This window comes from Winogradskya consettensis (assembly GCF_018332715.1).
GTDB classification, from domain to species: Bacteria; Actinomycetota; Actinomycetes; order Mycobacteriales; family Micromonosporaceae; genus Actinoplanes; species Actinoplanes consettensis.
On sequence record NZ_BOQP01000030.1, the window covers coordinates 1 to 23,622 of the forward strand.

General features: G+C 71.3%; 21 protein-coding genes and 1 pseudogene. 4 read left to right on the forward strand and 18 right to left on the reverse strand.

What is annotated here, in order from left to right:
• Positions 1 to 28: 28 nt before the first annotated feature.
• The 11 genes and pseudogenes from Aco04nite_RS26770 to Aco04nite_RS26815 all read right to left on the reverse strand — a co-directional run bounded on the left by Aco04nite_RS26770 (position 29) and on the right by Aco04nite_RS26815 (position 10,765).
• Complete coding sequence (locus tag Aco04nite_RS26770) at positions 29 to 802, reverse strand: vWA domain-containing protein (RefSeq protein WP_244876317.1); 774 nt, start codon at positions 800 to 802, stop codon at positions 29 to 31.
• 180 nt (positions 803 to 982) lie between these two features.
• Positions 983 to 1,219 (reverse strand): annotated as a pseudogene (locus Aco04nite_RS50375) (CoxE); the annotation flags it as partial.
• Positions 1,220 to 1,595: 376 nt separating this feature from the next.
• Positions 1,596 to 2,825 carry an SRPBCC family protein gene (locus Aco04nite_RS49075; protein WP_244876318.1) on the reverse strand — a complete coding sequence of 410 codons (1,230 nt, stop codon included), beginning with the start codon at positions 2,823 to 2,825 and terminating at the stop codon, positions 1,596 to 1,598.
• Positions 2,822 to 3,685, reverse strand: a complete 864-nt coding sequence (locus tag Aco04nite_RS26780) for an AAA family ATPase (protein ID WP_244876319.1) — start codon at positions 3,683 to 3,685, stop codon at positions 2,822 to 2,824. Before Aco04nite_RS26780 ends, Aco04nite_RS49075 begins: the two co-directional genes overlap by 4 nt.
• Complete coding sequence (locus Aco04nite_RS26785; protein ID WP_244876320.1) at positions 3,675 to 4,229, reverse strand: nucleotidyltransferase family protein; 555 nt, start codon at positions 4,227 to 4,229, stop codon at positions 3,675 to 3,677. The genes Aco04nite_RS26780 and Aco04nite_RS26785 overlap by 11 nt, the downstream gene beginning before the upstream one ends.
• Positions 4,229 to 5,311 (reverse strand): XdhC family protein, encoded by a 1,083-nt coding sequence (locus tag Aco04nite_RS26790; protein ID WP_213000023.1) that lies wholly within the window; start codon positions 5,309 to 5,311, stop codon positions 4,229 to 4,231. The genes Aco04nite_RS26785 and Aco04nite_RS26790 overlap by 1 nt, the downstream gene beginning before the upstream one ends.
• Complete coding sequence (locus Aco04nite_RS26795; protein ID WP_213000024.1) at positions 5,311 to 7,695, reverse strand: aerobic carbon-monoxide dehydrogenase large subunit; 2,385 nt, start codon at positions 7,693 to 7,695, stop codon at positions 5,311 to 5,313. The genes Aco04nite_RS26790 and Aco04nite_RS26795 overlap by 1 nt, the downstream gene beginning before the upstream one ends.
• Positions 7,692 to 8,168, reverse strand: a complete 477-nt coding sequence (locus tag Aco04nite_RS26800) for a (2Fe-2S)-binding protein (RefSeq protein ID WP_244876321.1) — start codon at positions 8,166 to 8,168, stop codon at positions 7,692 to 7,694. Before Aco04nite_RS26800 ends, Aco04nite_RS26795 begins: the two co-directional genes overlap by 4 nt.
• Positions 8,169 to 9,050 carry an FAD binding domain-containing protein gene (locus Aco04nite_RS26805; RefSeq protein ID WP_213000025.1) on the reverse strand — a complete coding sequence of 294 codons (882 nt, stop codon included), beginning with the start codon at positions 9,048 to 9,050 and terminating at the stop codon, positions 8,169 to 8,171. It lies immediately after the preceding gene.
• Between the two features lie 30 nt (positions 9,051 to 9,080).
• Positions 9,081 to 10,124, reverse strand: a complete 1,044-nt coding sequence (locus Aco04nite_RS26810) for an SDR family NAD(P)-dependent oxidoreductase (RefSeq protein WP_213000026.1) — start codon at positions 10,122 to 10,124, stop codon at positions 9,081 to 9,083.
• Complete coding sequence (locus Aco04nite_RS26815) at positions 10,121 to 10,765, reverse strand: NAD(P)-dependent oxidoreductase (protein WP_213000027.1); 645 nt, start codon at positions 10,763 to 10,765, stop codon at positions 10,121 to 10,123. The genes Aco04nite_RS26810 and Aco04nite_RS26815 overlap by 4 nt, the downstream gene beginning before the upstream one ends.
• A 92-nt stretch (positions 10,766 to 10,857) precedes the next feature.
• Here Aco04nite_RS26815 and Aco04nite_RS26820 point away from each other — a divergent pair, with 92 nt between their 5' ends.
• The gene (locus tag Aco04nite_RS26820) at positions 10,858 to 11,463 is read left to right on the forward strand and encodes a TetR/AcrR family transcriptional regulator (protein WP_213000028.1); all 606 of its coding nucleotides are present in this window, start codon (positions 10,858 to 10,860) and stop codon (positions 11,461 to 11,463) included.
• Positions 11,464 to 11,715: 252 nt separating this feature from the next.
• Here the strand turns inward: Aco04nite_RS26820 and Aco04nite_RS26825 are convergent, their stop codons facing one another.
• Genes Aco04nite_RS26825 through Aco04nite_RS26845 form a run of 5 tightly spaced genes read right to left on the reverse strand, consistent with a single transcriptional unit; the run spans position 11,716 to position 18,498 of the window.
• Complete coding sequence (locus tag Aco04nite_RS26825) at positions 11,716 to 13,623, reverse strand: serine/threonine protein kinase (RefSeq protein ID WP_244876322.1); 1,908 nt, start codon at positions 13,621 to 13,623, stop codon at positions 11,716 to 11,718.
• A gap of 20 nt (positions 13,624 to 13,643) precedes the next feature.
• Positions 13,644 to 14,471, reverse strand: a complete 828-nt coding sequence (locus tag Aco04nite_RS26830) for a cytochrome c biogenesis CcdA family protein (protein ID WP_213000029.1) — start codon at positions 14,469 to 14,471, stop codon at positions 13,644 to 13,646.
• A 3-nt stretch (positions 14,472 to 14,474) separates the two neighbouring features.
• Positions 14,475 to 14,960 carry a TlpA family protein disulfide reductase gene (locus Aco04nite_RS26835; protein WP_213000030.1) on the reverse strand — a complete coding sequence of 162 codons (486 nt, stop codon included), beginning with the start codon at positions 14,958 to 14,960 and terminating at the stop codon, positions 14,475 to 14,477.
• Entirely contained in the window at positions 14,957 to 16,369 is a 1,413-nt protein-coding gene (locus tag Aco04nite_RS26840) for an NADH-quinone oxidoreductase subunit NuoF family protein (protein WP_203839591.1), read from the reverse strand. The genes Aco04nite_RS26835 and Aco04nite_RS26840 overlap by 4 nt, the downstream gene beginning before the upstream one ends.
• Positions 16,370 to 16,422: 53 nt before the next feature.
• On the reverse strand, positions 16,423 to 18,498 hold the full coding sequence (locus Aco04nite_RS26845; protein WP_213000031.1) for a translation initiation factor III: 2,076 nt from the start codon (positions 18,496 to 18,498) through the stop codon (positions 16,423 to 16,425).
• A 403-nt stretch (positions 18,499 to 18,901) separates the two neighbouring features.
• Between Aco04nite_RS26845 and Aco04nite_RS26850 the strand changes: the two genes are divergently transcribed.
• Positions 18,902 to 19,720: a hypothetical protein gene (locus Aco04nite_RS26850; protein WP_213000032.1), complete on the forward strand. Its 819-nt coding sequence runs from the start codon at positions 18,902 to 18,904 to the stop codon at positions 19,718 to 19,720.
• Positions 19,721 to 19,881: 161 nt separating this feature from the next.
• Positions 19,882 to 20,475 (forward strand): DUF3455 domain-containing protein, encoded by a 594-nt coding sequence (locus Aco04nite_RS26855; RefSeq protein WP_213000033.1) that lies wholly within the window; start codon positions 19,882 to 19,884, stop codon positions 20,473 to 20,475.
• A gap of 69 nt (positions 20,476 to 20,544) precedes the next feature.
• Here Aco04nite_RS26855 and Aco04nite_RS26860 read toward each other — a convergent pair whose 3' ends face one another.
• Both Aco04nite_RS26860 and Aco04nite_RS26865 read right to left on the reverse strand, forming a co-directional pair.
• Positions 20,545 to 21,033, reverse strand: a complete 489-nt coding sequence (locus Aco04nite_RS26860) for a GNAT family N-acetyltransferase (protein WP_244876323.1) — start codon at positions 21,031 to 21,033, stop codon at positions 20,545 to 20,547.
• Between the two features lie 15 nt (positions 21,034 to 21,048).
• Entirely contained in the window at positions 21,049 to 21,888 is an 840-nt protein-coding gene (locus Aco04nite_RS26865) for a methyltransferase domain-containing protein (RefSeq protein WP_213000034.1), read from the reverse strand.
• Between the two features lie 110 nt (positions 21,889 to 21,998).
• Between Aco04nite_RS26865 and murJ the strand changes: the two genes are divergently transcribed.
• Positions 21,999 to 23,546 carry a murein biosynthesis integral membrane protein MurJ gene (gene murJ / locus Aco04nite_RS26870; protein WP_213000218.1) on the forward strand — a complete coding sequence of 516 codons (1,548 nt, stop codon included), beginning with the start codon at positions 21,999 to 22,001 and terminating at the stop codon, positions 23,544 to 23,546.
• Positions 23,547 to 23,622: the final 76 nt, after the last annotated feature.

The window sequence follows — 23,622 nt, forward strand, 5'->3', positions numbered from 1 at the left end:
CGAGCGGGCCGAGCCGAGCGGCGCGGCGTCAGATCCGGCGCGAGATCCGGGAGGTCACGATCTCGGGGATCGCGGCGGCCAGATCCGCGAACGTAGCGGCGGGCAGCAGCCGGTCGCAGAACGGCAGGGCAGCCGCCATCCCCCCGGTCACCGGGGCGAAAGCCTCCGCACCGGCCCGCGGATTGAGCCACACCGTCCGATGTGCCCGCCGCGCAAGCCGCGCCATCACCGCGCCCAGCTCACCGGGCGGGTCGCTGTCCCACCCGTCGGAACCGATCACCAGCACCGACCCCCGCACCAGGTCCCCGTGGTGCGACGCGAGCAGCGACCGCAACGACCCCGCAATGCGCGTACCCCCGAAACGATCCGTCACGAGCTCACCCGCCCTGGCCACCGCCACCCGCGGATCGGCACCACGCAGGGTCACCGTCAACCGCGTCAGCGACGTCCCGAACGCGAACACCTCCGCCTCGGTCACCGCCGCGAAAGCCCGCAGCAGATGCAGGTACGCCTCCGCCTGAGCCTGCATCGACCGGCTCACATCACACACCAGCACGATCCGCCGCGCCCGCAGCACCGGCCGCGCCCGCACCAGCACAACCGGTTCCCACCCGGTACGCCGAGCCCGCCCCAGCGTCGCCCGCACCGAGATCCCCCGCCCGCTCACGCCGTACTCCCGCTGCCGTGACCGCCGGACCGGCCACGTCACGGACCGCAACCACTCCCCCAGTAACGTGACGTGATCAGCGTCCAGCTCCTCGAACGGACGGTCAGCAAGCCCCACCAGCGCGCTGGCCCGCACCCGAGGAACCGCGACCCCCTCACCACCCTCCGCAGCATCAGCGACAACCGCCGGCCGCGTGGCCCAAGGCAACCCACCCCCATCAGGTACGCCCGAAGCCGCCGGCACACTCACAAAAGCCCCACCCCCACCGCCCATCTCCCCCCGCGGCCCCACCAACGCGGCAGCCTCCTCGAACACCCCAGCAAAAACCCGATCAAAAACCCCAAGATCCCCCTCCCGCCGCACCAACGTCACCCGAGCCGCCCAGTACAACTCCCCCCGATCCCGCGGCCGAGCAACCCCCAGAGCCCGAACCAGATCCCCCGCCCCGGTCAACCCACCCCGAACCCCAGCCCCCCGCAACCGCTCCACCAGCCCCACAGCAAAAGCCGCCCGATCAACCCCCGCCAGCACCCCACCCACCGCCTCCCCCACTCCCCCTCACCACCCGCCAGCCCAGCCCAGCCCGACCACCGCCGCCGTCACCGCCACCGCCACCGCCACCGCCACCGGCGCAGGGCAGCCCACCCCGAGCGCCGAACCCCCCGACGCGGCACAGCAACCGCTGATCTCCGACGCGTTCGCCCCAGACCCGAACCTCAAGCCGCCCAGCTCAACACAGCCCCACTCCCGAGCCACAAGCCGCCCACCCGAAGCGGACCCATTCCCGAGCAATAAGCCGCCCGACCCGACGCGGACCCACTCCCGAGCAATAAGCCGCTCCACGCGACGCAGACCCACTCCGATCTACAAGCCGCCCACCCGAAGCGGACCTATTTGCGGGCCTCAAGCCGCCCGGCACGACACTGACCTACTTGCGAGCGACGAGCCACACCACGACCCCGACAACGGCCGCCACGGCAACCACCGCGGGCACGACCCGCTTGACCACCGACCGCCCGGCGAACCCCATGAGGTCCAGCGCCTCCGGTTCCGGCGACATCGCTGCCTGGTCCGGCCAGGTGCCGGACGGCCCCGCATCCGACGAACTCGCCGCGTCAACCGAAGAGATGCCAGAAGCCCCCGCCGCCTGGACCGAAGAGGTGACGGACGGCTCCACAACGGCCCCGGCTGCGGGCGCCAGCGATTCAAGCGATGCCGCCGCCGGGGCGGTGGGCGCGGCCGACCGCAGCTGGGCCGCAGGTGTCGCCGACGCCGCCGCCGCGGACGACTCAGGCGCGGTCGTGGTCGGCACCGCCGACGACGTCGCATCCTCATCAGCCGGCACAGGCTCGAGCACCGGAACAGCACCGGCCGCATCGGCCGCCCCACCGGAAGCACGGCTCGATCCGAAAGAAGCGCCCGATCCGGCAGGAGCGCCCGATCCGGCAGGAGCGCCCGATCCGGCAGGAGCGCCCGATCCGGCCGAAGCCGCCGAAGCCGCCGATCCCTCGACAACCGAACCCGACCCGACGGAACTGACCGAACCGGAAGCGGCCGACCCAGCAACATCCGAGCCGGAAGCCACCGGCCCAGAAGCACCTGATCCAGAAGCAGGCAAGCCAGAAGCAACCAAACCAGAGACATCCGAGCCGGAAGCGACCGAAGCCGGCTCCCCCGGCGAACCCACCCCGGCAAGCGACGGCTCGGCCGTGGACGGTTCGGCGAGTTTGGCTTCGAGGTTGGTGACGAACTGGGTGAGGATCTTGCCGGAGATCTCTTTGATCATGCCGCTGCCGAACTGGGCGAGTTTGCCGGAAACCTTGAGGTCGGTGTCGACGCTGACCACGGTGTCGTCGCCGGACGGGCGTAGCTGGGCCGTCACCACGGCGCTGGCGTTGCCGGCCGATCGGGCGTCGCGGCCGCGGGCGTCGATCACTGCGCGGCGGGTGGTGTCGTTCTTCTCGACGAATCGGGCGGTGCCTGCGAAGTCCGAGATGACCGGGCCGACCTTGACCTTGACCCGGCCCGCGTACGTGTCGCCGTCCACTCCGGTGAGCTGGGCGCCGGGCATGCAGGGGGCGATGCCGGCCAGGTCGGTGAGGACCGTCCAGGCGTGGTCGATCGGGGTGTGGACGGTGAACTCGTTGGTGATCTTCATGGGGTCCCCTCGGGGAAGGCTGCGGTGAGCTGGGTGAGGTCGTCCGGGGTCTTGGCGAGGGCGCCGAGGGTCGCGGGGAGGCCAGGGGCAAGGAGGTCGGTCACGCCGAGCACGGTGAGGGCGGCGACCCAGTCGATGCTCTCGGCCATGCCGGGGGCCTTGTCGAGCTCGAGGGTGCGGGCCCGGGCGACGAAAGCGCCGGCGGCGCCGATCAGGGTGGCCGGGGCGCCGGGGACCGTGCGGCGGACGATCTCGGTGGCGCGGGCCGGCGCCGGGTATTCGATCCAGTGGTAGAGGCAGCGGCGGCGCAGGGCGTCGTGCAGGTCGCGGCTGCGGTTGGAGGTCAGTACGACGGTGGGTGGCCGGACCGCCGTGAACGTGCCGAGCTCGGGGATGGTCACCGCGTGCTCGCCGAGGAATTCGAGCAGCAGCGCCTCGAACTCGTCGTCGGCGCGGTCGATCTCGTCGATGAGCAGCACCGGGGGCACCGGTCCCGGGTGGCGGACGGCGCGCAGGACCGGCCGGTCGAGCAGGAAATCGGCGGTGAACAGGTCGGCCTCGGCGAGTTTCTCCTGCCGGGCCTCGGCCAGCCGGATCGCGAGGAGCTGACGCTGGTGGTTCCACTCGTAGAGGGCTTCGCTGACGCCGAGCCCCTCGTAGCACTGGAGCCGGATCAGGTCCGCGCCGAGCGCACGGGCCAGCGCCTTGGCCGCCGCGGTCTTGCCGACGCCCGGTTCGCCCTCGAGCAGCAGGGGACGGCCGAGCCGGGACGCCAGGAACAGGGCCATCGCCAGCCCGTCATCGACCAGGTAGTCGACCGCGTCGAGCCTGTGCCGTACGTCGGCGGGATCAGCGAACACGCAGGAGCCTCTCGTAGTCCGCCGGGGTGTCCACATCGATCGGCACCGGCCCCGCGACCGGCACCTCGGTGAAGGGGCCGCTGTGCAGCAGTTTCCAGACGGCTTTGTCCCCGTGCAGCGCCCGCAGCCCGCCGAACAGGGGCCGCCCGAACCAGAACGGATGCCCGAGCCCGTCGTCATAGCGGCACACGGCGCCGGGCGCGCCGGTGGACCGCACCGCGTGGATCGCCTCGAGACCCACCCCGGGCTGGTCACCGAGGAGCAGCACGATGCCGTCGGAACGGGGCGACACGGCAGAGACACCGGCGCTGACCGACGACCCGCAGCCCGTACCCATGGTCGGAACGGCCTTCGCCCCACCGAGATCAACCCGCTCGGCGAGCTCAGGCCTGATCGTGACGATCAGCTCATCGAACCCCGCGCTCAGAGCCACGGTCAAGGACGCTTCCAGCAACGTACGCCCACCGTACGGCAGCAGCTGCTTCGCCAGCCCACCCCCGAACCGCACCGAGTTCCCCGCCGCGAGCACCAGCCCCGTGATCATCAGGCCCTGGCCAGAAACGCGTCGCGGCACCCCGTACCGCAGAAGTAGTGATCGCCGGCAACCACCGCACCCGGACCCACCACCACGGTCATCCCGCACACCGGATCGACCTCCGTCCGCGGCCCCGGCAGCACCGCGGCAGCGGGTGCGGCAAGCCCGTCCGCCCGCACGGCCCGCACCACCTCACCCATGATCGACAGAGCAATCTCCTGCGGCGTACGCGCCCCGATGTCGAGCCCCGCCGGAGTGTGGATCCGCGCCCGCTCAGCACCCGTGAGCCCCAGCCCGTCGAGCACCACCGCCCCGCGCCGCCTGCTGGCCACCAGCGCCACGAACCCGACCCCGGCATCAAGCGCCGCCCGCACCGCCTCCCCGTCCCCATCCCCCAGCCCCGCCACCACCGCAGCAATCGGCCCCGCCCCCGCAACACCCGCCCCGACCTCACCCGCCCCGGCACCGTCCAGCCCGACGCCGTCCAGCCCGACACCGTCCGAGCCGAAGGCGGACGGGGCGGCGACATGCAGACCGGAGGACGACAGCCCAGCGAAGTGCGCACTGAAATGGGACGAGCCGGAGACGTGCGGACCGGATGGACCAGGGCCCGCGAGGTGCGGCCCGGAAATGGGCGGCACGGAAGTCGGCGGGGGTGGGGAGGCGGGGGTGACCTCCCATTCCAGGAAGGTGGCGAGGGATGACACCGCGCGGGCGATCGGGGTGTCGCCCGTGACCAGGAGGATCGGGGCGGGAAGGACCGGGCGGAGGAAGATCTCGATGGCGCCGCCGGAGTGGCAGGGGTTGACCACGACGAGGGCGCCGGGTGCCTCGGGGAACTCGGCCGACGATTCGGGCAGGACGCGCAGGAGCAGGGTGCGGCCGTCGCGCAGGGTGTCGAGGGCGGCGGTGCGGACCGTGCTGGTGGCGCACTGGCCGCCGACGAAGCCTTCGATGGAGCCGTCCTCGAGGATGACGGCGGCGTCGCCGGGGCGTGCGGAGGTGGGTTCCTGCGCGCGGACGACGGTGGCGTGGACGAAGGGGCGGCGCTGGAGGGTGAGGGCCGCGACGCGGTCCGTGATGGTCGCCATCAGATCGGCGGCTGCGCGGTGCCGCGCATCGCGTCCCAGACCCGCGACGGGGTGAGTGGCATGTCGGCGTGACGGACGCCGTAGGGCTTCAGAGCGTCCACGACAGCGTTGACGATGGCCGGCGGGGAGCCGACGGTCGCGGACTCCCCCACCCCCTTCGCGCCGATGGGATGGTGGGGTGACGGGGTCACCGTGAACCCGGTCTCCCAGTCGGGCACCTCGAGAGCCGTGGGGATCAGATAGTCCATCAGGGATGCGCCGAGGCAGTTGCCGTCCTCGTCGAACGAAATCATCTCCATCAGCGCCATGCCGACCCCGTCGGTGAGCCCGCCGTGGACCTGCCCCTCGATGATCATGGGGTTGATCCGGGTGCCGCAGTCGTCGACGGCGATGAAGCGGCGCACCTTGACCACGGCGGTGCCCGGGTCGACGTCGACGACGCAGATGTAGGCGCCGTGCGGGTAGGTCAGGTTGGACGGGTTGTAGCAGATCTGCGCCTCGAGCCCGCCTTCCAGTCCTTCGGGCAGGTCGCCGGCTCCGTGCGCGCGCATCGCGATGTCCTGGATGGTGACCGCGGTGCCGGGGTCGCCCTTGACGTGGAACGAGCCCTTCTCCCATTCCAGGTCGGCGACCGACACCTCGAGCATCGACGACGCGATCAGCCGGGCCTTGTCGCGGACCTTGCGGGCGACCAGCGCGGCGGCGGCCCCGGAAACGGGCGTCGAGCGGCTGCCGTACGTCCCGAGCCCGAACGGGGTGTTGTCGGTGTCGCCGTGCACCACGTCGATGTCGGCGGGCGCGATGCCGATCTCCTCGGCGATGATCTGCGCGAACGTCGTCTCGTGCCCCTGGCCCTGGGTCTGCACCGAAAGCCGTACGACGGCCTTGCCGGTGGGGTGCACGCGCAGCTCGCAACCGTCGGCCATGCCCAGCCCGAGGATGTCCATGTGTTTGCGCGGCCCGGCACCGACCGCCTCGGTGAAGAAGGAGATGCCGATACCCATCAGCTCCCCACGCGTACGTTTCTCGGCTTGTTCCTTGCGCAGTTCGTCGTAGCCCGCCAGCTCCATCGCGAGGCGCATGGTCGGCTCGTAGTCGCCCGAGTCGTACTCCCAGCCGGTCTTGCTCATGTACGGGAACTGGTCGGGCTGGATGAAATTCTTCAGCCGCAGCGCGGCGGGGTCCATGTCCAGCTCGTACGCCAGACAGTCCACGATCCGCTCGACGAGGTAGACCGCCTCGGTGATCCGGAACGAGCATGCGTACGCCACGCCGCCCGGCGCCTTGTTGGTGTAGACGGCGGTCATCGAGCAGTACGCGGCCTCGATGTCGTAGCTGCCCGTGAACACCCCGAAGAAGCCCGCCGGATACTTGACCGGAGCGGCCGTGCCGTTGAACGCGCCGTGATCCGCGAGGACGTTGGTCCGGATCGCCAGGATCTTCCCGTCGCGGGTCGCGGCGATCTCCCCGCGCATGATGTAGTCCCGGGCGAAACCCGTGGAGATCAGGTTCTCCGAGCGGTCCTCCATCCACTTCACCGGTTTCCCGGTGACGATCGAGCCGACGATCGAGCAGACGTAGCCCGGGTAGATCGGCACCTTGTTGCCGAAGCCACCACCGAGGTCCGGGGAGATCACCTGGATCTTGTGCTCCGGGATGCCGGCCACCATCGCGTAGAGCGTGCGGTGCGCGTGCGGGGCCTGCGTGGTCGACCAGAGCTTCAGCCGGCCCTCGACCGGATCGAAGTCGGCGACCGAGCCGCACGTCTCCATCGGTGCCGGGTGCACCCGCGGGTAGACGAGATCCTGGCTGACCACCACGTCGGCCTTCGCGAAGACCGCGGCCGTCGCGCCGGCGTCACCGGTCTCCCAGTCGAAGCAGTGGTTGTCGGTCTTGCCGTCGAGGTCGTCGCGGATCAGCGGGGCGCCCTCGGCGAGCGCCTGCCGCACGTCGATCACCGGATCGAGCACGTCGTACTCCACGTCGATCAGCTCGAGGGCGTCGCGGGCGACGTACCTGTCGGTGGCGACGACGAACGCGACCTCCTGGCCCTGGAAACGGACCTTGTCGGTGGCGAGCACGGCCTGCACGTCCCCGGAGAGCGTCGGCATCCAGGCCAGCCCGAGCCCGGCCAGGTCGGCGCCGGTGATCACGGCCTTGACCTCCGGCAGCGCGGCGGCGGCGGACGTGTCGACGCTGACGATCCTCGCGTGCGCGAACGGCGAGCGCAGGATCGCCAGGTGCAGCATGCCCGGCAACTGCACGTCGTCGGTGTATCTCCCGCGGCCGCGGACGAAGCGGGGGTCCTCCTTGCGCAGCATGCGCCCGAAGCCCATCGGTTTCTGATCATTGTCCTCGAAGGACCGCTGCCTCGTGTCGGTCACGACGTCACCTCCGGAGCGGCGTTCACGGCGGCCCAGCGCACGGAGCGCACGATGGTGGCGTACCCGGTGCAACGGCAGATCTGGCCGGAGATGGCCTCGCGGATCTCGCCCTCGCTGGGGTCGGGGTTACGGTCGAGCAGCGCGCGGGCGGTCATCAGCATCCCCGGCGTGCAGAAGCCGCACTGCAACCCGTGACACTGGATGAAACCCTCCTGCACCGGGTCGAGCTTGCCGTCCACGGCCAGGCCTTCGACCGTACGCACCTCGTGGCCGCCCGCCATGGCCGCGAGCACCGTGCAGGACTTGACCGGCTCGCCGTCGAGCCACACCACACAGGTGCCGCAGTTGCTGGTGTCGCAGCCCCAGTGGGTCCCGGTCAGCGACAGCACGTCCCGCAGAAAGTGCACGAGCAGCAGGCGCCCCTCGATCTCCCGGGTCACTTCGTCGCCGTTGACGATCATGGTGACTTGCACTCAGGCCTCCCCGCGGGCGGCGCGGGCGACGGCCGTGCGCAGGGTGCGCACGGTCAGCTCCGCGGCCAGGTGACGTTTGTACTCGGCGCTGCCACGCTGGTCGGTGGCCGGCTCACAGCTCCGCGCGGCGATCTCGCCCGCCCGCGTGAACACCTGCTCGGAAGGCTCCTCGCCGCGCAGCGTGGCCGAGATCTCCGGGATGCCGGTGGTGTTGGGCCCGACCGCGGCGAGCCCGACCCGGGCGTCGGCGATCCGGCCACCGTCGTCGAGCCAGACCGCGGACCCCGCGGACACCACGGCCCAGTCGCCCGCCCTGCGCTCCACTTTCGCGTACGCACTGCCGCCGCGCTCGCGCACCGGGAAGCGCACCTCCGTGAGGATCTCCCCGTCGGCCACCGCGGTCTCGTAGGGACCGCGATGGAACTCCGCCATGCTCACCGTGCGGGTGCCGAGCGGGCCCCGGATCACGCAGGAGGCGTCGAGCGTCGTGCACACCGCGGAGAGGTCCTCGGACGGGTCGGCCTGGCACAACGACCCGCCGAGCGTGCCCCGGTTGCGCACCACGGGATCGGCGATCACCCGCTCGGCGTCCCGGAAGATCGGGAAGACGCCGGCGAGCTCCGCGGAGTCGAGCAGCTCGCGGTGCCGGGTCAGCGCCCCGATCCGCACCACCCCCGGCTCGACGGCGATGAACCCGAGCTCGCCGTGCAGATCGTTGATGTCGATCAGATAGTCGAAGTTGGCCAGCCGGAGCTTCATCATGGGCAGCAGACTGTGCCCGCCGGCGATCAGCCGGGCGGTGTCACCGAACCGCCCCATCAGGGCGACGGCCTCGTCCACCGTGGTCGCGCGGGCATACTCGAACGGAGCGGGAACCTGCATGCCGCCATGCTCCGCGCTCAGCCCCGGAAGTCAACGCCAACCTAAGTCAATGCTTAATCCTCTGGCCGAGGCCGCCCAGATCCGTCGCTGCAGCCCCCGATCGTACGAAACCGCTGGTGAGGCCGCCTCCGTGGCGCGATTGAAGTACCGCCCGGTCGTGGTCCCCAGTTGCGTAGCGGTCGCCAGCCACAGCGCGGGCGCGGCACCCTGCTCGGGGGTGAGCAGCGACCGCCTGATCAGCGGAAGAAAAGGCCTGGCAACCCCCGGCGCGATATCACCGATGATCGGCGTGGCGACCACCCCGGGATGTACGGCGTTCACGGTCACCCCCGTGCCCCGCAACGCACCCGCCAGGTGGTAGCCACTCATGAGGGTCAGCAGCTTCGCCCGCGCGTACGCACTGAACGGCTCGAACCCGTCAGCGGGATTGACGTCGCGCAGATCATCGAGCGCATCCCGGTCAAGAACGACCGGCCGGCGCCGCGGCAGAATCTTCACCTGCCGCGTGTCCCCCATGCTCGCCGACACCACATTGATCACCCGAGCCCGCCCTGCCGCCCGCAACGCACCGAGCAGCAGGGCGGTCAGAGTGAACCCGGCCAGATGATTGACCGCCACATGCATCTCGACGCCCCGCTCACCGACGCGCCGCTCCCGGTAGTGCGCCCCCGCATTGTTGATCAGCAGGTCCAACGCGCCGTGCCGTGCCATGAACCCCTCGGCCACCCCGTGCAGATCGTCCCGGGACGCAAGATCCGCCACCAGAACCTCGACGCGATCCGCCTGCACCTGGCTCGCGACGTACTCCCTGAGCTCGTCCCCACTGCCCTCACTCCGAGTCACGGCCACCACGGTCGACCCCCGCCGCGCCAACTCAGTAGCGATCACCCGCCCCATACCCCCGGTCGCCCCGGTCACCAAACTCACCCGCCCCGCCAGCTCGGCACCCCCAGCCGAGCCGGTGCGATCGGCCGAGCCGGTGCCGGCCGTGCGCTCCGCTGAGCCGGTGCTGGGCGTGCGGTCCGCTGAGCCGGTGTGGTCGGTCAGGCCGGGCGGGGCCGGTTCGTCGTTCATGCTGCGATCCTCGGGAACTGATGCGGGTACGCAGGGTTGACGCTCTCCCGGAGCAGGAAGTCGACGCGGCCGACGGCGGCGGTCAGCGGGATCTTCAGGTCGGTCCCGGTGCGGTACCTGCCGGTGTACGGCTTGTCGTTGAGCGCGGCCGGGCGCACCACCGTCCAGTCCGTCCCCGAGTCACGGATGGCCTGTTCCATCCGCTCCTTGTCGCGCATCTTGTGCGGGAGGGCGGCCCACAGCGCCAAGCAGTAGAGCGAGCGGTCGTGCGACTCCGCCGCGCCGTGGGCGCTGACCGCGGTCAGCCGATGCACGCCGGCCCGGTCCATCCCGGCCAGGATCCCGGTGATCCCGTCGGCGCACACGCTCACAGGTCCTCTCTCGCTGGTGCCGAGCGCGCTGATGACCACGTCATGGCCACGCACCGCCTCGCCAACCGCGTCCACATCGGTCAGATCAGCGACCACGACGGCCGCGAGACCGGACCGCACCCCCGAACCACGCCTCGCCTCCTGGGCGGCCCCGACGACCAGGGCGCCGGCCCGGCGGACCACGGCGGTGACGTGGTGTCCCGCCGCGAGGGCGCGATCAACGGTTGCCCGGCCGGTGCCTCCACTGGCTCCGAATATGACGATTCGCATCTCAGCCTCCTTCCACTTCTGAGACAAGTTGTCTCAGAAAGAGATTGGCATGCCAGTCAACTTTGAGTCAAGGTGTCTCATAGACTCGGGTGATGGATGACTCGTCGGACCCCCGGGCGACCCGCAGCCGGCAGGCGATCCTCTCCGCCGCGCGCGAGTTGCTGCTCGACCAGGGACCTGCCGGCGTCACGCACCAGCGCGTCGCCCAGCAGGCCGGGGTCGGGCGCGCGACGGTCTACCGGCACTGGCCTCAAGCGGAGCAGCTGTTGCTCGACGTGATGGACCTGGCCGGGCTGCCGTTCTTCGCCGAGCCCCGGGTGCCGCTGCGGGCATGGTTCCGCAGGCGGCTGCGAGAGCTCGCCGACGAGCTGGCGATGCCCGAGGTCGCCGCCGTCGCGCTCACCCTCATGCAGGGCGCGGTGTGGGACGAGCAGATCGCCCGGCAGCGCGATCAGTTCGTCCGGACGCTGACCGAGCGGATCGCCGCAGGGCTGGCCCTGGCGACACGGAGCGGCGAGACCGGCGGCGAGACCGGCGGCGAGGGCGGCAGCACAACAGGCAGCGGGACCGGCAGCACCCCGGACCCGCACGACGCGGCCGCGATGCTCGTCGGGCCGATCCTCTACCGCACCGCACTGCAGGGCGGATCAGTCCCGGACGCCTTCATCGACCGGCTGGTCGACCAGGTCCTGCCCTAGCCAGCCGAACCCGGGCCGCAGGACCGCAGGACCGCAGAGCCGCAGGACCGCAGAGCCGCAGAGCCGCAGGACCGCAGAGCCGCAGGACCGCTGCGACCGCGCCAAGGGTCGACAACGCCACGCCGAACCCGAGCTCGAACAACGCAACCGCCGACCGTGCAACCGCCCAGAGGCCCAACAACCCGGAAGCGCAACCACCGACCGCGCAACCAGCCGGCAGAAACGACCGCGGGGAAGGAGGGGAGGACGCGGTCAGAGCGAGCGGATGTCCACATTGGCGAACGTGACCGCGTACGGCGGGTCGGTGTCGACTGCTTCGACGCTGAGGCCGAGGCGGACCTGGCCCTTGTCGGGGCCGTCGTCCGGGAGGGCGAACCTGCCGGCGAATCTGCCGCCACGGAACACCTCGGCCTCGCCCTCGCGGACGACGAGGTGGATGCGTACGGACTTCTTCAGGCCGATGCGGGTGGTGAGGGCGATCCGGTCGTACACACGCTTGTCGTCCTGGAGGTCCGCGCCGATGGTGATCTCGTCCTGGCAGACGCGGAGCACCTGCCCGCCCTTCTGGGCGTCGACGTGGAACCAGATCGCGGCGCAGCTGCCCGCCGACTGCAGGGCGGTGGTGACCTCGACGCCGAAGTCGTCCTCGATCTCCTCGTCCGGGCCGACGCACTGGTAGGTGCCGCGGTCGATGCGGCCGGCGCGCATGACGCCCTTGGTGAAGCAGTTGGCGCTCTGTTCGCGGATCTCGCTGTCGAGCCACTGGCCGGGCTGGTCGAGCGGGTCCTCGATGATCTTTTCGCCGCCCTCGGGCTCGACCGGCACCGGGGTGGCCCTGGTCCGGGACGGCGTGGGCGTCGGTTTCTTGCGGGTGGGAGAGGGCGACGGTGTCGCTGAGGTCGGCACGCCCGCGCCGGCCGCGGCACCGCCGTCCCGCGGGGGCACATAGGCCAGGGGTACGCCACCGCGAGCACCGGCGTGGGTGATCACGAAGCCGACCGTGCCCACCCCGGCGACCACCAGCAGCAGGGCGAACGCGGCCACCAGCATGTTCCTGCGGGACCGGCGCCGCGGCGGCAGCGGCACCGGCGGCGCATAGAGGTCGTAAAGCTCGTCACCACCGGAGCCGTGAGCCGAAAAGCCACCGGAGCCGTGAGCCGAAAAGCCCTCGGAGCCGTGAGCCGAAAAGCCCTCGCCGGGCGAGAAGTCACCGCCGGAGGAAGAGTCACCGCGAGAAGCACCGTCGCGAGTGGACGGAACGCGGCCCGGCGACGAGAACCCGCCGGAAGAGGCACCCGCGCCGGCAGTGGCCGAGCCGGGTGAGGGAGCGGCGGAGACCGGGGACGGCCGGTCGCCGAGCAGCATGTCGAGCAGCTCGCGCGCGGTGGGCCGGTCCTCCGGGTTGCGCGACAACGACAACTCCACCAGGTCACGCAACGACTCGGGCAGGCCGGTGAGATGCGGCGGCTGGGTGAGGATGCGCGCGGCGGTGGCCTGCGGCGAGTCGCCGTGGAACGGCGTCCGCCCGGTTCCGGCGTACGCGACGACACAACCCCAGGCGAACACGTCAGCGGCAGCGGTCAACGGCGTGCCGGGTTCGGACGAGAACCGTTCCGGCGCCATGTAGGCGACGGTGCCGACCATCTGATCGGTACGCGTGTACTGGCTGGTCGCCTCGAACGCGCGCGCGATCCCGAAGTCGATCACCTTGGGGCTGCCCGGCGCTAGCAGCACGTTGTCCGGTTTGAGGTCGCGATGGATGACCCCGGCGCCATGGATCCCGGACAACGCGGTGGCGACGCCCACAGCGAGCGAGTGCAGCGCGGCGGCCTTCAACGGCCCGCGATCCTCGACGACCTCGGCGAGCGAGGGCCCGTCGACGTACTCGACGACGAGGTACGGCGGGTTGTGGTCGAGGTCGGCGTCGAGGACCTCGGCCGTACAGAAGGACGGCACCTGCCGGGCCCGTTCGACCTCGCTGCGGAACCGGCCGCGGAACTCCGGGTCGTACGCGAGGGTGGCGTGCACGAGCTTGATCGCGACGTAAGCGCCGTCGGGGTCGCGGGCGAGGTAGACCACGCCCATGCCGCCGGCGCCGAGCCGCCCGGTGAGCTGGTACGGGCCCAGCCGGTCCGGGTCGCCCTGGCGCAGTGGACTCACGCGGTACGTGGTGTCCACGCCTACCTACCCCCCACGATCCGGCGGCGCGACAGCAGGAGCGCCGTCAGCACCAGAAGGGCCAGCAGCAGCGCGAACCATCCCGCGCCGAGCCGGCCGACAACGCCACTCAACCCGTGCTGCACGGACGAGGCAAGATTCACGATCGGATCCTGCCCGGAAGTCCTCAGGTCCTTGACAAGGCGCAGCTCGTACCATCCGTAGTAGGCCACGTACGCTCCGGCGAGCAGCAGGATCGCGCCGCCGATCCGGGGCACCCAAGCGGTCGCCCGGCGTAGCCGTGTCACGGCGGAGAGCCGCATCAGTGCGACGGCAAGTGCGGTGACGCCGATGACAAGCCCCATTCCTACCGCATAGCTGACAAAAAGGGCCACCCCCTGGACGATCGAGCCCGCGCGCAGGCTCGATGCCACGAGCGCCAGGAACGGCCCGATCGCGCAGCCCAGCGAGGCCACGGCGTATGCCATACCGAACGCCACCGTGCCGGTGCTCCTCGGCGCCCGGACGACAAAACCGGGCAGTGAACGCCCCGCCACGAGCCACGCCCCGGCCATCGCCAGGAGCACTCCGAAGACGACGGTCAGCCACGGGAGCCGGGGCAGCAGCACGCCCGTCAGCGGGGTCAGCACCACTCCGACCGTACCGAAAACGATCACATAGCCCAAGGTCAGAGCGAGAGTGGCGCGCGCTGCCCGGCCCACCGCCCGGAGCGTCCCGGCCTCGTGACCCACCACCGACAGCGACAGGTACGCAGGGAGCACGGCGAAGCCGCACGGATTGACCGCGCCGAGCATGCCGGCCGTGAGCGCGAGCAGCAGCGGCGCGTCCACGAATCAGGCCACCAGTTCCTTGACCTGCTTCGTGAGCTGGAGATCGTCGAGGTAGCTGGACACCACGACCTTCCCCGTCGCGTCGAGGATCACATAGGTGCTCTGCTCGGTGATCCCGAACTTCTTCCAGATCGTGCCGGGTTCGTCGTCGAGGTGCGGCACGGCCTCCACCTCGAGGTCGGACACGAACTCGCGCATCTCCTCGTTGCCGCCCAGACCCGCGATGCCGAGGATGTTGAGCCGGCCCGCGTACTCCTTCTGCAGGTCGTGGATCGACATGGCCTCGGCGGCGCAGGTGGCGCACCAGGGCGCCCAGAACCACAGGATCGTGGGCTTTCCCGCGAGAGTGGCGGCGTCGAACTTCGTACCGTCCAAGGTCGTGCCCGTGAAAGCAAGCACCCCCGCACCGGCAGCGGGAGCCGCAGCCGGAGCGGCGCCGCAACCACCCAGCAGGAGAATCGCCGTCACGAGCAGGACCTTGAGCTTCACTTCTTGCCCGCCTCCGTGAGCCGCAGCGCGAGGGCCGGGCAGACGTTGACGGCCTTGCGGGCGCCGTTCTCCAGCCACGGCGGCAGCGGCGTCTGCGGGAACGCCGGGAACCCGTTCGCGTCCAGCCGGATGATCTCCGGGGCGACCGCCGAGCAGAGTCCGTGGCCGTCGCAGCGCGACCAGTCCAGGGCGAGCTTCCGCGCACCCTGCTGCTGGTGGTACGGCAGGGGGAGGATGCCGCGGGTCTGCTTGCCGCAGCCCTCGCCGTTGGCGTGCAGCTCGACGTCGCGGGCGAAGACCTCGAGGGCCGAGAGCGCGAACCGGGACGTGCCGTCGGGGTGGCTGCACGCGCCACGGCCCTTGACCACACCGGCGGCCTGGCGCACGTTCTCCAGCGCGCTGCCACCGAGCGCGACCAGGGTGACCGCGCGGGCCAGGTCGGGCAGGCCGAGCCGGCACGGGCCGCACTGCCCGGCGGACTCGCCCGCGAGGTACTGCACGACCTGGGCGACCTCGCCGAGCGGGCAGGTCTGCGAGCCGATCGGGATGAGCATGCCCGCGCCGAGCGTGCCGCCGACCTTGGCGAAGCCCTTGCGGGAGATGGTGACCGTCTTGGCGGCCTCGGCGGTGATCCACTTGCCGTGGTAACCGCCGACGAGCAGGCCGGCGCCGATGTCGGCGCCGCACATCTCGAGGACCTCCATCAGCGGGGTGCCGGTGGGGGCCTCGACCACGGCGGGCGCGGTCGACGAGCCGCCGACGGTCAGCATGACCGTGCCGGGCTCGCCCTGGATGCCGACGGAGTTGTACTCCCACGGCCCGAGCCGGGCCGCGATGGCGATCTGGGAGTACGTCTCGGCGTTGGAGAGCAGGGTGGGCAGCCCGCCGACGCCGTTGTCGCTGGAGCGGACCTTACGGCCGGGCGGGATGTGCGCCTCGCCGTTGATCCCGCGGACGAGGGCGCCGCCCTCGCCGGAGATGAAGCGGTGCGGCACGGTGACGATCCGGGTCGGCACCGGCATCTTGCGCTCGGACAACGCCGCCGCCAGGGACTCCTGGCCGATGCCGTCGTCGGCGATGCCGATGACGATCTCCTCCGCCTCGAGCGCGGCCGCGGCCAGCGCGGCGCCGTCGAGGATGAGGTGCGGGGCCCGGGTCAGGACCGCCTTGTCCTTCCACGACGGCGGTTCGCCCTCGGTGGCGTTGACCACGATGATCGGCGGCAGGTCCTGCCGGCGGCACGAGTCGACCACTGCGCGGACCTTACGGGCGAACGGGAAACCCGCACCGCCGCGCCCGCGCAGCTCGATCCGGTCGGCGAGCCCGATCAGCTCCCCGCTGGACAGGGCCGCGAACCCGCCGTGCACCTCCTGGTGCGCGACCAGATCCAGCCGGCCGTACTCCTCCATCCCCGCGGTGATCCGCGGGGTTCCCACACTGGTTACTGGCGGTACCTGTCCACTCACTGAGCTTCCCCTCGCAGCTGCGCCCAGTATCCGGCGTCATCTGCTTCCTCAACCGTGCCGCCCCGGGGTCCTCGGCGAGCCCCCCGGCTCGTCCCGGTGCGCACGGATTCCTGCTGTGATGCCTTGCGTGCGCGCCGTTGCGCCATGTCGACGAGGGTAGGGGTCTCGTCGGCCTCCATGTCGTCGTAGGCCACGCGCGGGTCACCGGCGAGGTCCACGAACTCACTGCGGCTGTGCCTTCCCGAGTCGGCGCGGTCGACGTCAGCGCCCCGGTCGCGCCGGGCCCGGGGCGCGTCCTCCGCCTCCTCGGCGAAGCGACCGGCGCGCGACGGGCGCGGCTGCTCGTCCTCGTAGCGCGCGGGGCGGCGCCGGGGCGGGCCCTCGTCGTAGCGCGGGTCCTCGTAGCGGTCGTCGTCGGCGTAGCGGCGCTGACGCGGGGCCGGGGCCTCCTCGTCGGCATAGCGGCGCGGGCGCGGTGCCGGCACGTCCATGTCGTCGTCCACGAACTCGGCCCGGCGGGCACGCGGGGCGGGCATGTCCACGTCGTCGTCCACGAACTCGGCGCGACGGCCGCGGGTGGCCGGCATCGGCATCGGCATGTCCTCGTCCACGACCCGGCGGCGCGGCGCGGGCATGTCGTCCTCGTCCACGACGCGGCGACGGGGGGCGGGCATGTCGTCCTCGTCGGCGACGCGGCGGGCCCGGGGGCGCGGGGCCGGCTCGTCGTCGAACTCGGCCTCGGCGAAGCGGCGGGGCCGGCTCGCTGTGTCCTCGTAGGCGTCGTCGCGGCGGCGGGCCCGCGGGGCGGGCATCTCGTCCTCGTCCTCGTAGCGGCGCAGGCCTTCTTCCATGGCCCGGCGGGACATCGCGCCCGTGGGCTCGTCGAAGCGGTCGTCGGCGCCGCGGCGCTGGCGGGGGGCGGGGGCGTCGTCCCGGCGCGGGCGGCGCGCGGGCATGTCGTCCTCGTCCTGGAACTCCCACCGCTGGGTGGGCATGTCGTCGAAGTCGCGGCGGCGGGCCGCGCGCTCCTCGTCGTCGGGGCGGCGGCGCGGGCGGCGCTCGTCACGCTCGTCGGCGACCGGGACCGCCATCGGGGCGGGCTCGACCGGAGCGGCGGCGGGCACGGGCGGTGCCTCCGCGGCGGCGGGCTTGACCACGGGCTGCTCGGAGGTCGCGCCGGCGGCCGGCCGGGGCGTGGCGGGCTTCCAGGTCTGCACGGCGTTGCCACGGTCCGAGACGATGGCGTCGTCGCCGCCGCGGGCACGGCCACGACCCTTGCCACCGATCACACCGGAGGAGCCCATCTTGCCGACGGGGCTCATCCCGCCGGTGCCACCGCCACCGGCGGTGCCCTGCTGGGAGGCGAAGTCCTTGCGGCGGTTCAGGCTGACCGCGATCCGCACGGCGAGGCCGATGAGCACGACGAGCACGCAGAGGACGTAGCCGACGACGACGAAGGTGGCGCCGGGGCGGCCGGCGTTCAGGCCGTGCAGGATGGCGATCGGCCACATGAGGTAGGAGACGCTGTGCAGCGCCCGCCACATCCACGGCTTGCCGCGGCCGATGAACTTGGCGCGGGCGAAGCCGGTCCACATGACCAGCACCATGATCCAGCCCGAGATCGTGCCGAAGCCGATGAACAGCGGCTTACCCGGGTTCAGGAACGGGATGAAGGCGTCGATGAACTGCATTTTGCCCATCGCGTACTTCGTCCAGATGTGGATGAAGAGTGATACGACGGCGATGGTGCCGGTGGTGCGGTGCGTCGACTGCAGCAGCAGGCGCTGGCGGATGGAGAGCACCAGGCGGTCCGTCGAGACCAGCCCGACCATGATCGTGATCGAGAGCGACACGAGCGTGAGCACGCCCATGTAGAACTCGGAGTAACTGAAGATGTAGACGTAGGCGACGCGCCCCGCGGGGATCATCATCATCAGGGCCCAAACGACCGCCAGGATGCTGGTCCCGAGCAGCGCGACGGTGAGCTTCGACGGTGGTGTGCGACCACCGGTGGCACCCATCTCGACGTCCACACGACTGGTGGCTCGTTCTTTCATCTTCGTCCGGGCCATAGCTCCTCGTTCTCCGCAGCGGTAAGGCGTCCGTCGTGGGCGTTGACGGTCACCGGCATCCGTGGGGGGTGCCCCGCGCTCGTTACTGTCGGGCGGTTCCGGTAGCTCCTGCCTTTCTCACCGTGCGTTCACTCCGGTCCCTGCCCTCCCCCATCTACGTGTCGCGGGCAGGATCGGATGAACGATCGGGAAGTTCTTTGCGGCAATTTTTTCCCGCTCCGGGCAACCTTTCCGGGTACAAGCACGCTGACCTGCGAAGACACGTCGTTGAAACCCGGGCCTAAGGCAAAAATAAAGTGTTATCCGGGTGGTTCCGGCGTGTCACCTGAACCTTTCGCGCCGTAGCGCCGAACTACCTCACGTGCGAGGCACGATAAATACATTCGGTAAGGAGCTGATTGCTGTGCGGCATCGCGCTGCCCTGGTAGCGATCGTGCTGGCCGTCGCGGGGGCGACATTCGCGCTTCCGGGCCGGGCCTCCGCGGTCGAGCCCGGCTTCGAGGTACGTATCACCGAACTGCCCGCGACGTTCGGCGCGGGCGCCGAGAGCAGGGCGCTGACCGTCGTCGTGTCCTCGGACAAACGACGCTGTATCAAGGTCCGCTGGGCGCTGCTGCTCCAGGTGGACGGCCCGGACCTCGGCGACGTCAAGGTCTCCCGGATCGAGAACGGCGGCGAGTTCGCCACCCGGCGGGAGAACGCGGGCAAGGTCGCCCGGATCACCGACGTCCAGGTCGACCCCGGGCAGCTCTGCCGGGGCAGCACCGTCACGGCCAACTACCGGGTGAGCTTCGGCGACGACGCCGACACGGGCCGGGTCACCTTCCAGCCCCAGGCCTTCAATGCGCAGGGCACGCTGCTGCAGGAGGCGTCGGGCCAGAGCCCCGTGGTCGGGCAGGAACCCGCGGCCACCGAGTCGCCGTCACCGAGCGAGTCGCCTTCACCGAGCCCGTCCCCGTCGGAGACCGCCGATGAAGAGACGGCCACCGACGATCCCACCGAGGAAGCGGGCGTGGCTCCCGCACCCGACGAGAGCGAGGACCTCAACGCGGTGCCTGCCGCCTCGGAAGGAGGACCCCCGAGCCTGCTGCTACCCGGCGTGATCGTCGGCGCCCTGCTGGTCTTCGTCGGGGTGGCCCTGCTGCTGCGACTGCGTACCCGGCAGCGAGCCGCCGCGGCCCGCTACGCCGAACCCCCGACCGGTTTCTACCCGACAAGATAGGGGTCCCCGCACTTACCGTCCGTTGCGGTCCATCGGCGGCATGCGATCTTCCTCCACGAATCCCTGCGGTAAACCTGCACCAATCTTCAGGTGCAGTTAAGAGACCGTCGCGCTCGGTAGCCCTATCGTGGGTCCGGCGCAACCACTGTGGAGGAAGTGCTGTGAGCACCAAAACTGTCCGCATATCAGCCGCGGTGGGCGCCACCGCGTTGGCGCTCGCCGGGATCACCACCGGAGTCTCGTTCGCGGGAGAGACCCCCGCACCGCAACCCGCGGGCAAGCTGTCCGCCGCCGACAGCTTCCTCGGCGGCCCGCCGTCGGTGCCGGCCGCCCTCGTGCCGCCGCCCGGCAACACGCTGACCGCGGTCTTCAAGGCCAAGGGCGTGCAGATCTACGGCTGCGCCACCGGGGCGTGGACGCTGACCGAACCCGCCGCCACCCTGGCCGGCCTCAACCTCAAACCGGTCAGGCCGGCGACGGCGCTGCACTTCCGCGGCCCGAGCTGGGAGTCCGACGAGGACGGCACCCTCGTCGAGGGCAAGACCCCGGTCTCGGCGCCCTCGGACACCCCCGGCAGCATCCCGCAGCTGCTCGTCACCGCGGCGACGACCCGTGGCACCGGCGTCTTCGGCGGGGTCACCTACATCCAGCGACTCGGCACCGTCGGCGGCGTGGCACCCGCGACGACCTGCGTGCCCGGCGACACCACCGCGGTGAAGTACCAGGCCGTGTACCGGTTCTTCAAGAAATCCTGAGACATTTCTGAGGGGCCGGATGCCGGTGCCTTCACCTCCCAGTTCGGTGGAGGCACCGGCATCTATTCGCTACTCGTCCAGCTGCAGGACGGTCTCCTCGATGCGTTCGCCGCGCTGGTTCGCGTACGCCACCTCTGTTCCGATCTTGCGGAAACCCACCTTGCGCAGGACGGACAGTGAGCCCGCGTTGTCACTGGCGGCCCGCGCCATGATCGGCCGCACCGGGACGGCCGCCAGGTGCAGGCGCACGGCCTGCGTCGCGATCCCCCGGCCCCACCAGGCCCGGTCCAGCCAGTACGTGATCTCCGTGTCGTCGCCGACCGCGAAGCTGCCGAGCGTCCCGACGAGCTCCCCGCCGGCGGTGATCGCCCGCACGTTGATGTCCGGCCTGGTCCGCAGCTTGTGCATGTGCGCGTCGAACTCGGCCCGGTCGTCCGGGTCGTCCGCCGTGAACGCGGCCATCCGCACCGCCACCGGATCACGCATCTGGTCGAAGATGACGTCCAGGTCCTCGTCGCGGATCTCCCGCAACGCGATCTCCCCCGCTGTGTCAGTCACGCGCGGCAGCTTAGTTCAAGGACGGACCGCGGCCAGGAAGACGGTCGCGGCGGTGCGGCGGGTCGGCGTGGCCTCGGCGACTGCCTTTTCCAGGTACGCGTCCAGCTGCGCACTTTCCCCTGCCGTCAGCGCCGCCTCGATCGCCTCCGCGTAGGTCGGGGCGAGCGGGTTCGGGGCGGTGCGCTTGAGCGCGTGCCAGTCGGCGATCGGCGGCCCCTCGACGTCGACCTGCGCCCGGTAGTCCATCGTGACGCCGGTGAACCCCGCCTCGCGTACCCAGCGCAGCAGGTCACGCTCGTCGAAGCCGACCATCGCCTCGATCCTCGGGTACACCGCGACGACCCGCGCGGCCAGCTCGGCGACGGGCCCGAAGTCGAGCCCGAACAGCCCCGGCGTGCCGAACCCGTTCACCGGCTCGAAGATCGACAGCCGCCCGCCCGGCCGCAGTACCCGGAGGAACTCGGCGAACGCCGCCGGTTTGTCCTCGACGTAGATCAGCACCGACCGCGTCGTCACCACGTCGGCGGACCCGTCATGGACCGGGCTCAGATCGTCGGCGGCGGCCCGCACGAACCCGCACCGCCTGTCATCCCCCGTCGCCCGCCGGCACGACTCCAGCAGGTCGGCGGAGACGTCACAGAAGATCACCCGCCCGTCCACCCCGACCCGCTCCAGCGCGCCGAGCCCGATCAGCCCGGTCCCGGTCCCGACGTCGAGCACGGTGTCCCCCGCGCCGATCCGCGCCCGGTCGAGCACCCCGTCGCGAAACCCGGCCAGCGCGGGAGCGAAACTCGCCCGCACCCCGGCGTCCCCACCGTCACGACGTCCCAGCAGCCAGCTCGCCCACTCGTCCATGTCGCATTCCAGCACGTACGCCCCCCGCGCGCACCTGCGGCGCACTTGCCGGCACCCGCTATGAAGGTGACATGGCAGCGGATTCCTCGATCGGGCGGGCCGGGCGGGGCATGGCGGTGGCGACGCTGGCCTCCCGGGCCGCCGGTTTCGTCCGCCTCGTCGTGCTGGCCTCCGCCCTGGGCCTGGGCAGCCGGTTGCTCGACGGCTACAACGTCGCGAACACGCTCCCGAACGCGGTCTACGAGCTGGTCGTCGGGGGTGCGATGGCCAGTGTGGTGGTCCCGCTGCTCGCCCGCGCCGCGCTCAGCGAGCCGGACCACGGCGTCATCTACGCCCAACGGTTGCTGTCCCTCATGGTGTACGGGCTGGGCGCGGTCACCGTCGTCGCGATGTTCTCGGCGCCGTGGCTCGTCGAGGCGTACACCCCCGGTTTCAGTGCTGATCAGCGTGACCTGGCAGTCGTGCTCAGCCGTTTCTTCCTGCCCCAGATCCTGTTCTACGGAGTGAGCGCCACGGCGGGCGCCGTCCTCAACATCCGCGGCCGGTTCGCCGCCCCGATGTGGGCACCGCTGGTCAACAGCCTGATCGTGATCGCGGTCGGCCTGACGTACCTGCTGATCGGCGGCGCCACCGGCACCGGTTCCCTGACCACCGCCCACCTGCTCCTGCTCGGCATCGGCACCACCGCGGGGGTCTTCGCCCAGATGGCGCTGGTGGTCGGCGCACTGGCCCGCAGCGGTTTCACGCTCCGCCCCCGCCTCGACCCGCGCGGCATCGGCATCCGCCGCATCGCCCGGCTCGGCGGCTGGGTGCTCGTCTCGGTGATCGCCGCACAGATCCTCGTCGCCGTCGCCACCCGCGCCGCGTCGGTCAGCGGCCCCGGCGGGATCAGCACCTACCAGAACGCGCTCGCGGTGTTCCAGATGCCGTTCGCCGTGATCGCCCTGTCGGTGATGACCGCCGTCCTCCCCCGCCTCAGCCGCAACGCCGCCCGCCGCGACCTGCACCTGATCACCGAGGACCTGTCCCGCGCCGTCCGCCTGGCCGTCGTCGCCCTGGCCCCGGTCGCCGCGGCCATGCTCGTCCTCGGCCCGCAGATCGCCACCCTCATGTACGCCCACGGCCGCAGCTCAGCCCCCGCCATCGCCCTGCTCGGCGCCGTGGTCGCCGCATTCGGCGTCGCCCTGGTGCCGTTCACCGGCTACATGATCCTGCAACGCGGCTTCTACGCCCTCCAGGACACCCGAACCCCCGCCCTGATCACCGCCGCGGTCAGCGCCGTCGGTGTGGCGGGCTGCCTCACCGCCACCTGGCTGTTGCCCCGCGCCGACATCGTCATCGCCATCCCGCTCGCCTACGCGGCCGCGTACACGGTGGGCCTGCTCGCCGCAGCCATCACCCTGCGCCGCCGCCTCGGCCGCATCGACGGCCACCGCCTCCTGCGCACCCACGCCCGCGTCGCCATCGCCGCCGGCACCGCCGGACTGATCGCCGCGTTCGCGGCACACTTCCTCACCCCAGTGGTCAACCCCCTGATCACCTTCGCCGCGGCCGGCCTCGCCGGAGCCGTCGCCTACGTCGCGGTCGCCCAGTTGGTACGCCTCACCGAACTCCGCCAGCTCGCCACCACCGCCCTCAGCGGCGTCCGGCCTCACTGACCCCGCCCGGGGTTGTCGCCCCCGGCCTCAGCGGCCGCCGTCGCGGGTGCGGATGCGGGTCCCGGGCGCGGGGCGC

What these genes read in the sequence shown, in the direction of transcription:
- Aco04nite_RS26790 (WP_213000023.1), bottom strand. Translation starts at nt 5,311, where the DNA reads ATGGCGACCATCACGGACCGCGTCGCGGCCCTCACCCTCCAGCGCCGC.
- Aco04nite_RS49075 (WP_244876318.1), bottom strand. Translation starts at nt 2,825, where the DNA reads ATGAAGATCACCAACGAGTTCACCGTCCACACCCCGATCGACCACGCC.
- Aco04nite_RS26785 (WP_244876320.1), bottom strand. Translation starts at nt 4,229, where the DNA reads ATGATCACGGGGCTGGTGCTCGCGGCGGGGAACTCGGTGCGGTTCGGG.
- Aco04nite_RS26805 (WP_213000025.1), bottom strand. Translation starts at nt 9,050, where the DNA reads ATGCAGGTTCCCGCTCCGTTCGAGTATGCCCGCGCGACCACGGTGGAC.
- Aco04nite_RS26820 (WP_213000028.1), top strand. Translation starts at nt 10,858, where the DNA reads ATGGATGACTCGTCGGACCCCCGGGCGACCCGCAGCCGGCAGGCGATC.
- Aco04nite_RS26840 (WP_203839591.1), bottom strand. Translation starts at nt 16,369, where the DNA reads ATGGAGGAGTACGGCCGGCTGGATCTGGTCGCGCACCAGGAGGTGCAC.
- Aco04nite_RS26815 (WP_213000027.1), bottom strand. Translation starts at nt 10,765, where the DNA reads ATGCGAATCGTCATATTCGGAGCCAGTGGAGGCACCGGCCGGGCAACC.
- Aco04nite_RS26865 (WP_213000034.1), bottom strand. Translation starts at nt 21,888, where the DNA reads ATGGACGAGTGGGCGAGCTGGCTGCTGGGACGTCGTGACGGTGGGGAC.
- Aco04nite_RS26845 (WP_213000031.1), bottom strand. Translation starts at nt 18,498, where the DNA reads ATGGCCCGGACGAAGATGAAAGAACGAGCCACCAGTCGTGTGGACGTC.
- Aco04nite_RS26810 (WP_213000026.1), bottom strand. Translation starts at nt 10,124, where the DNA reads ATGAACGACGAACCGGCCCCGCCCGGCCTGACCGACCACACCGGCTCA.
- murJ (WP_213000218.1), top strand. Translation starts at nt 21,999, where the DNA reads ATGGCGGTGGCGACGCTGGCCTCCCGGGCCGCCGGTTTCGTCCGCCTC.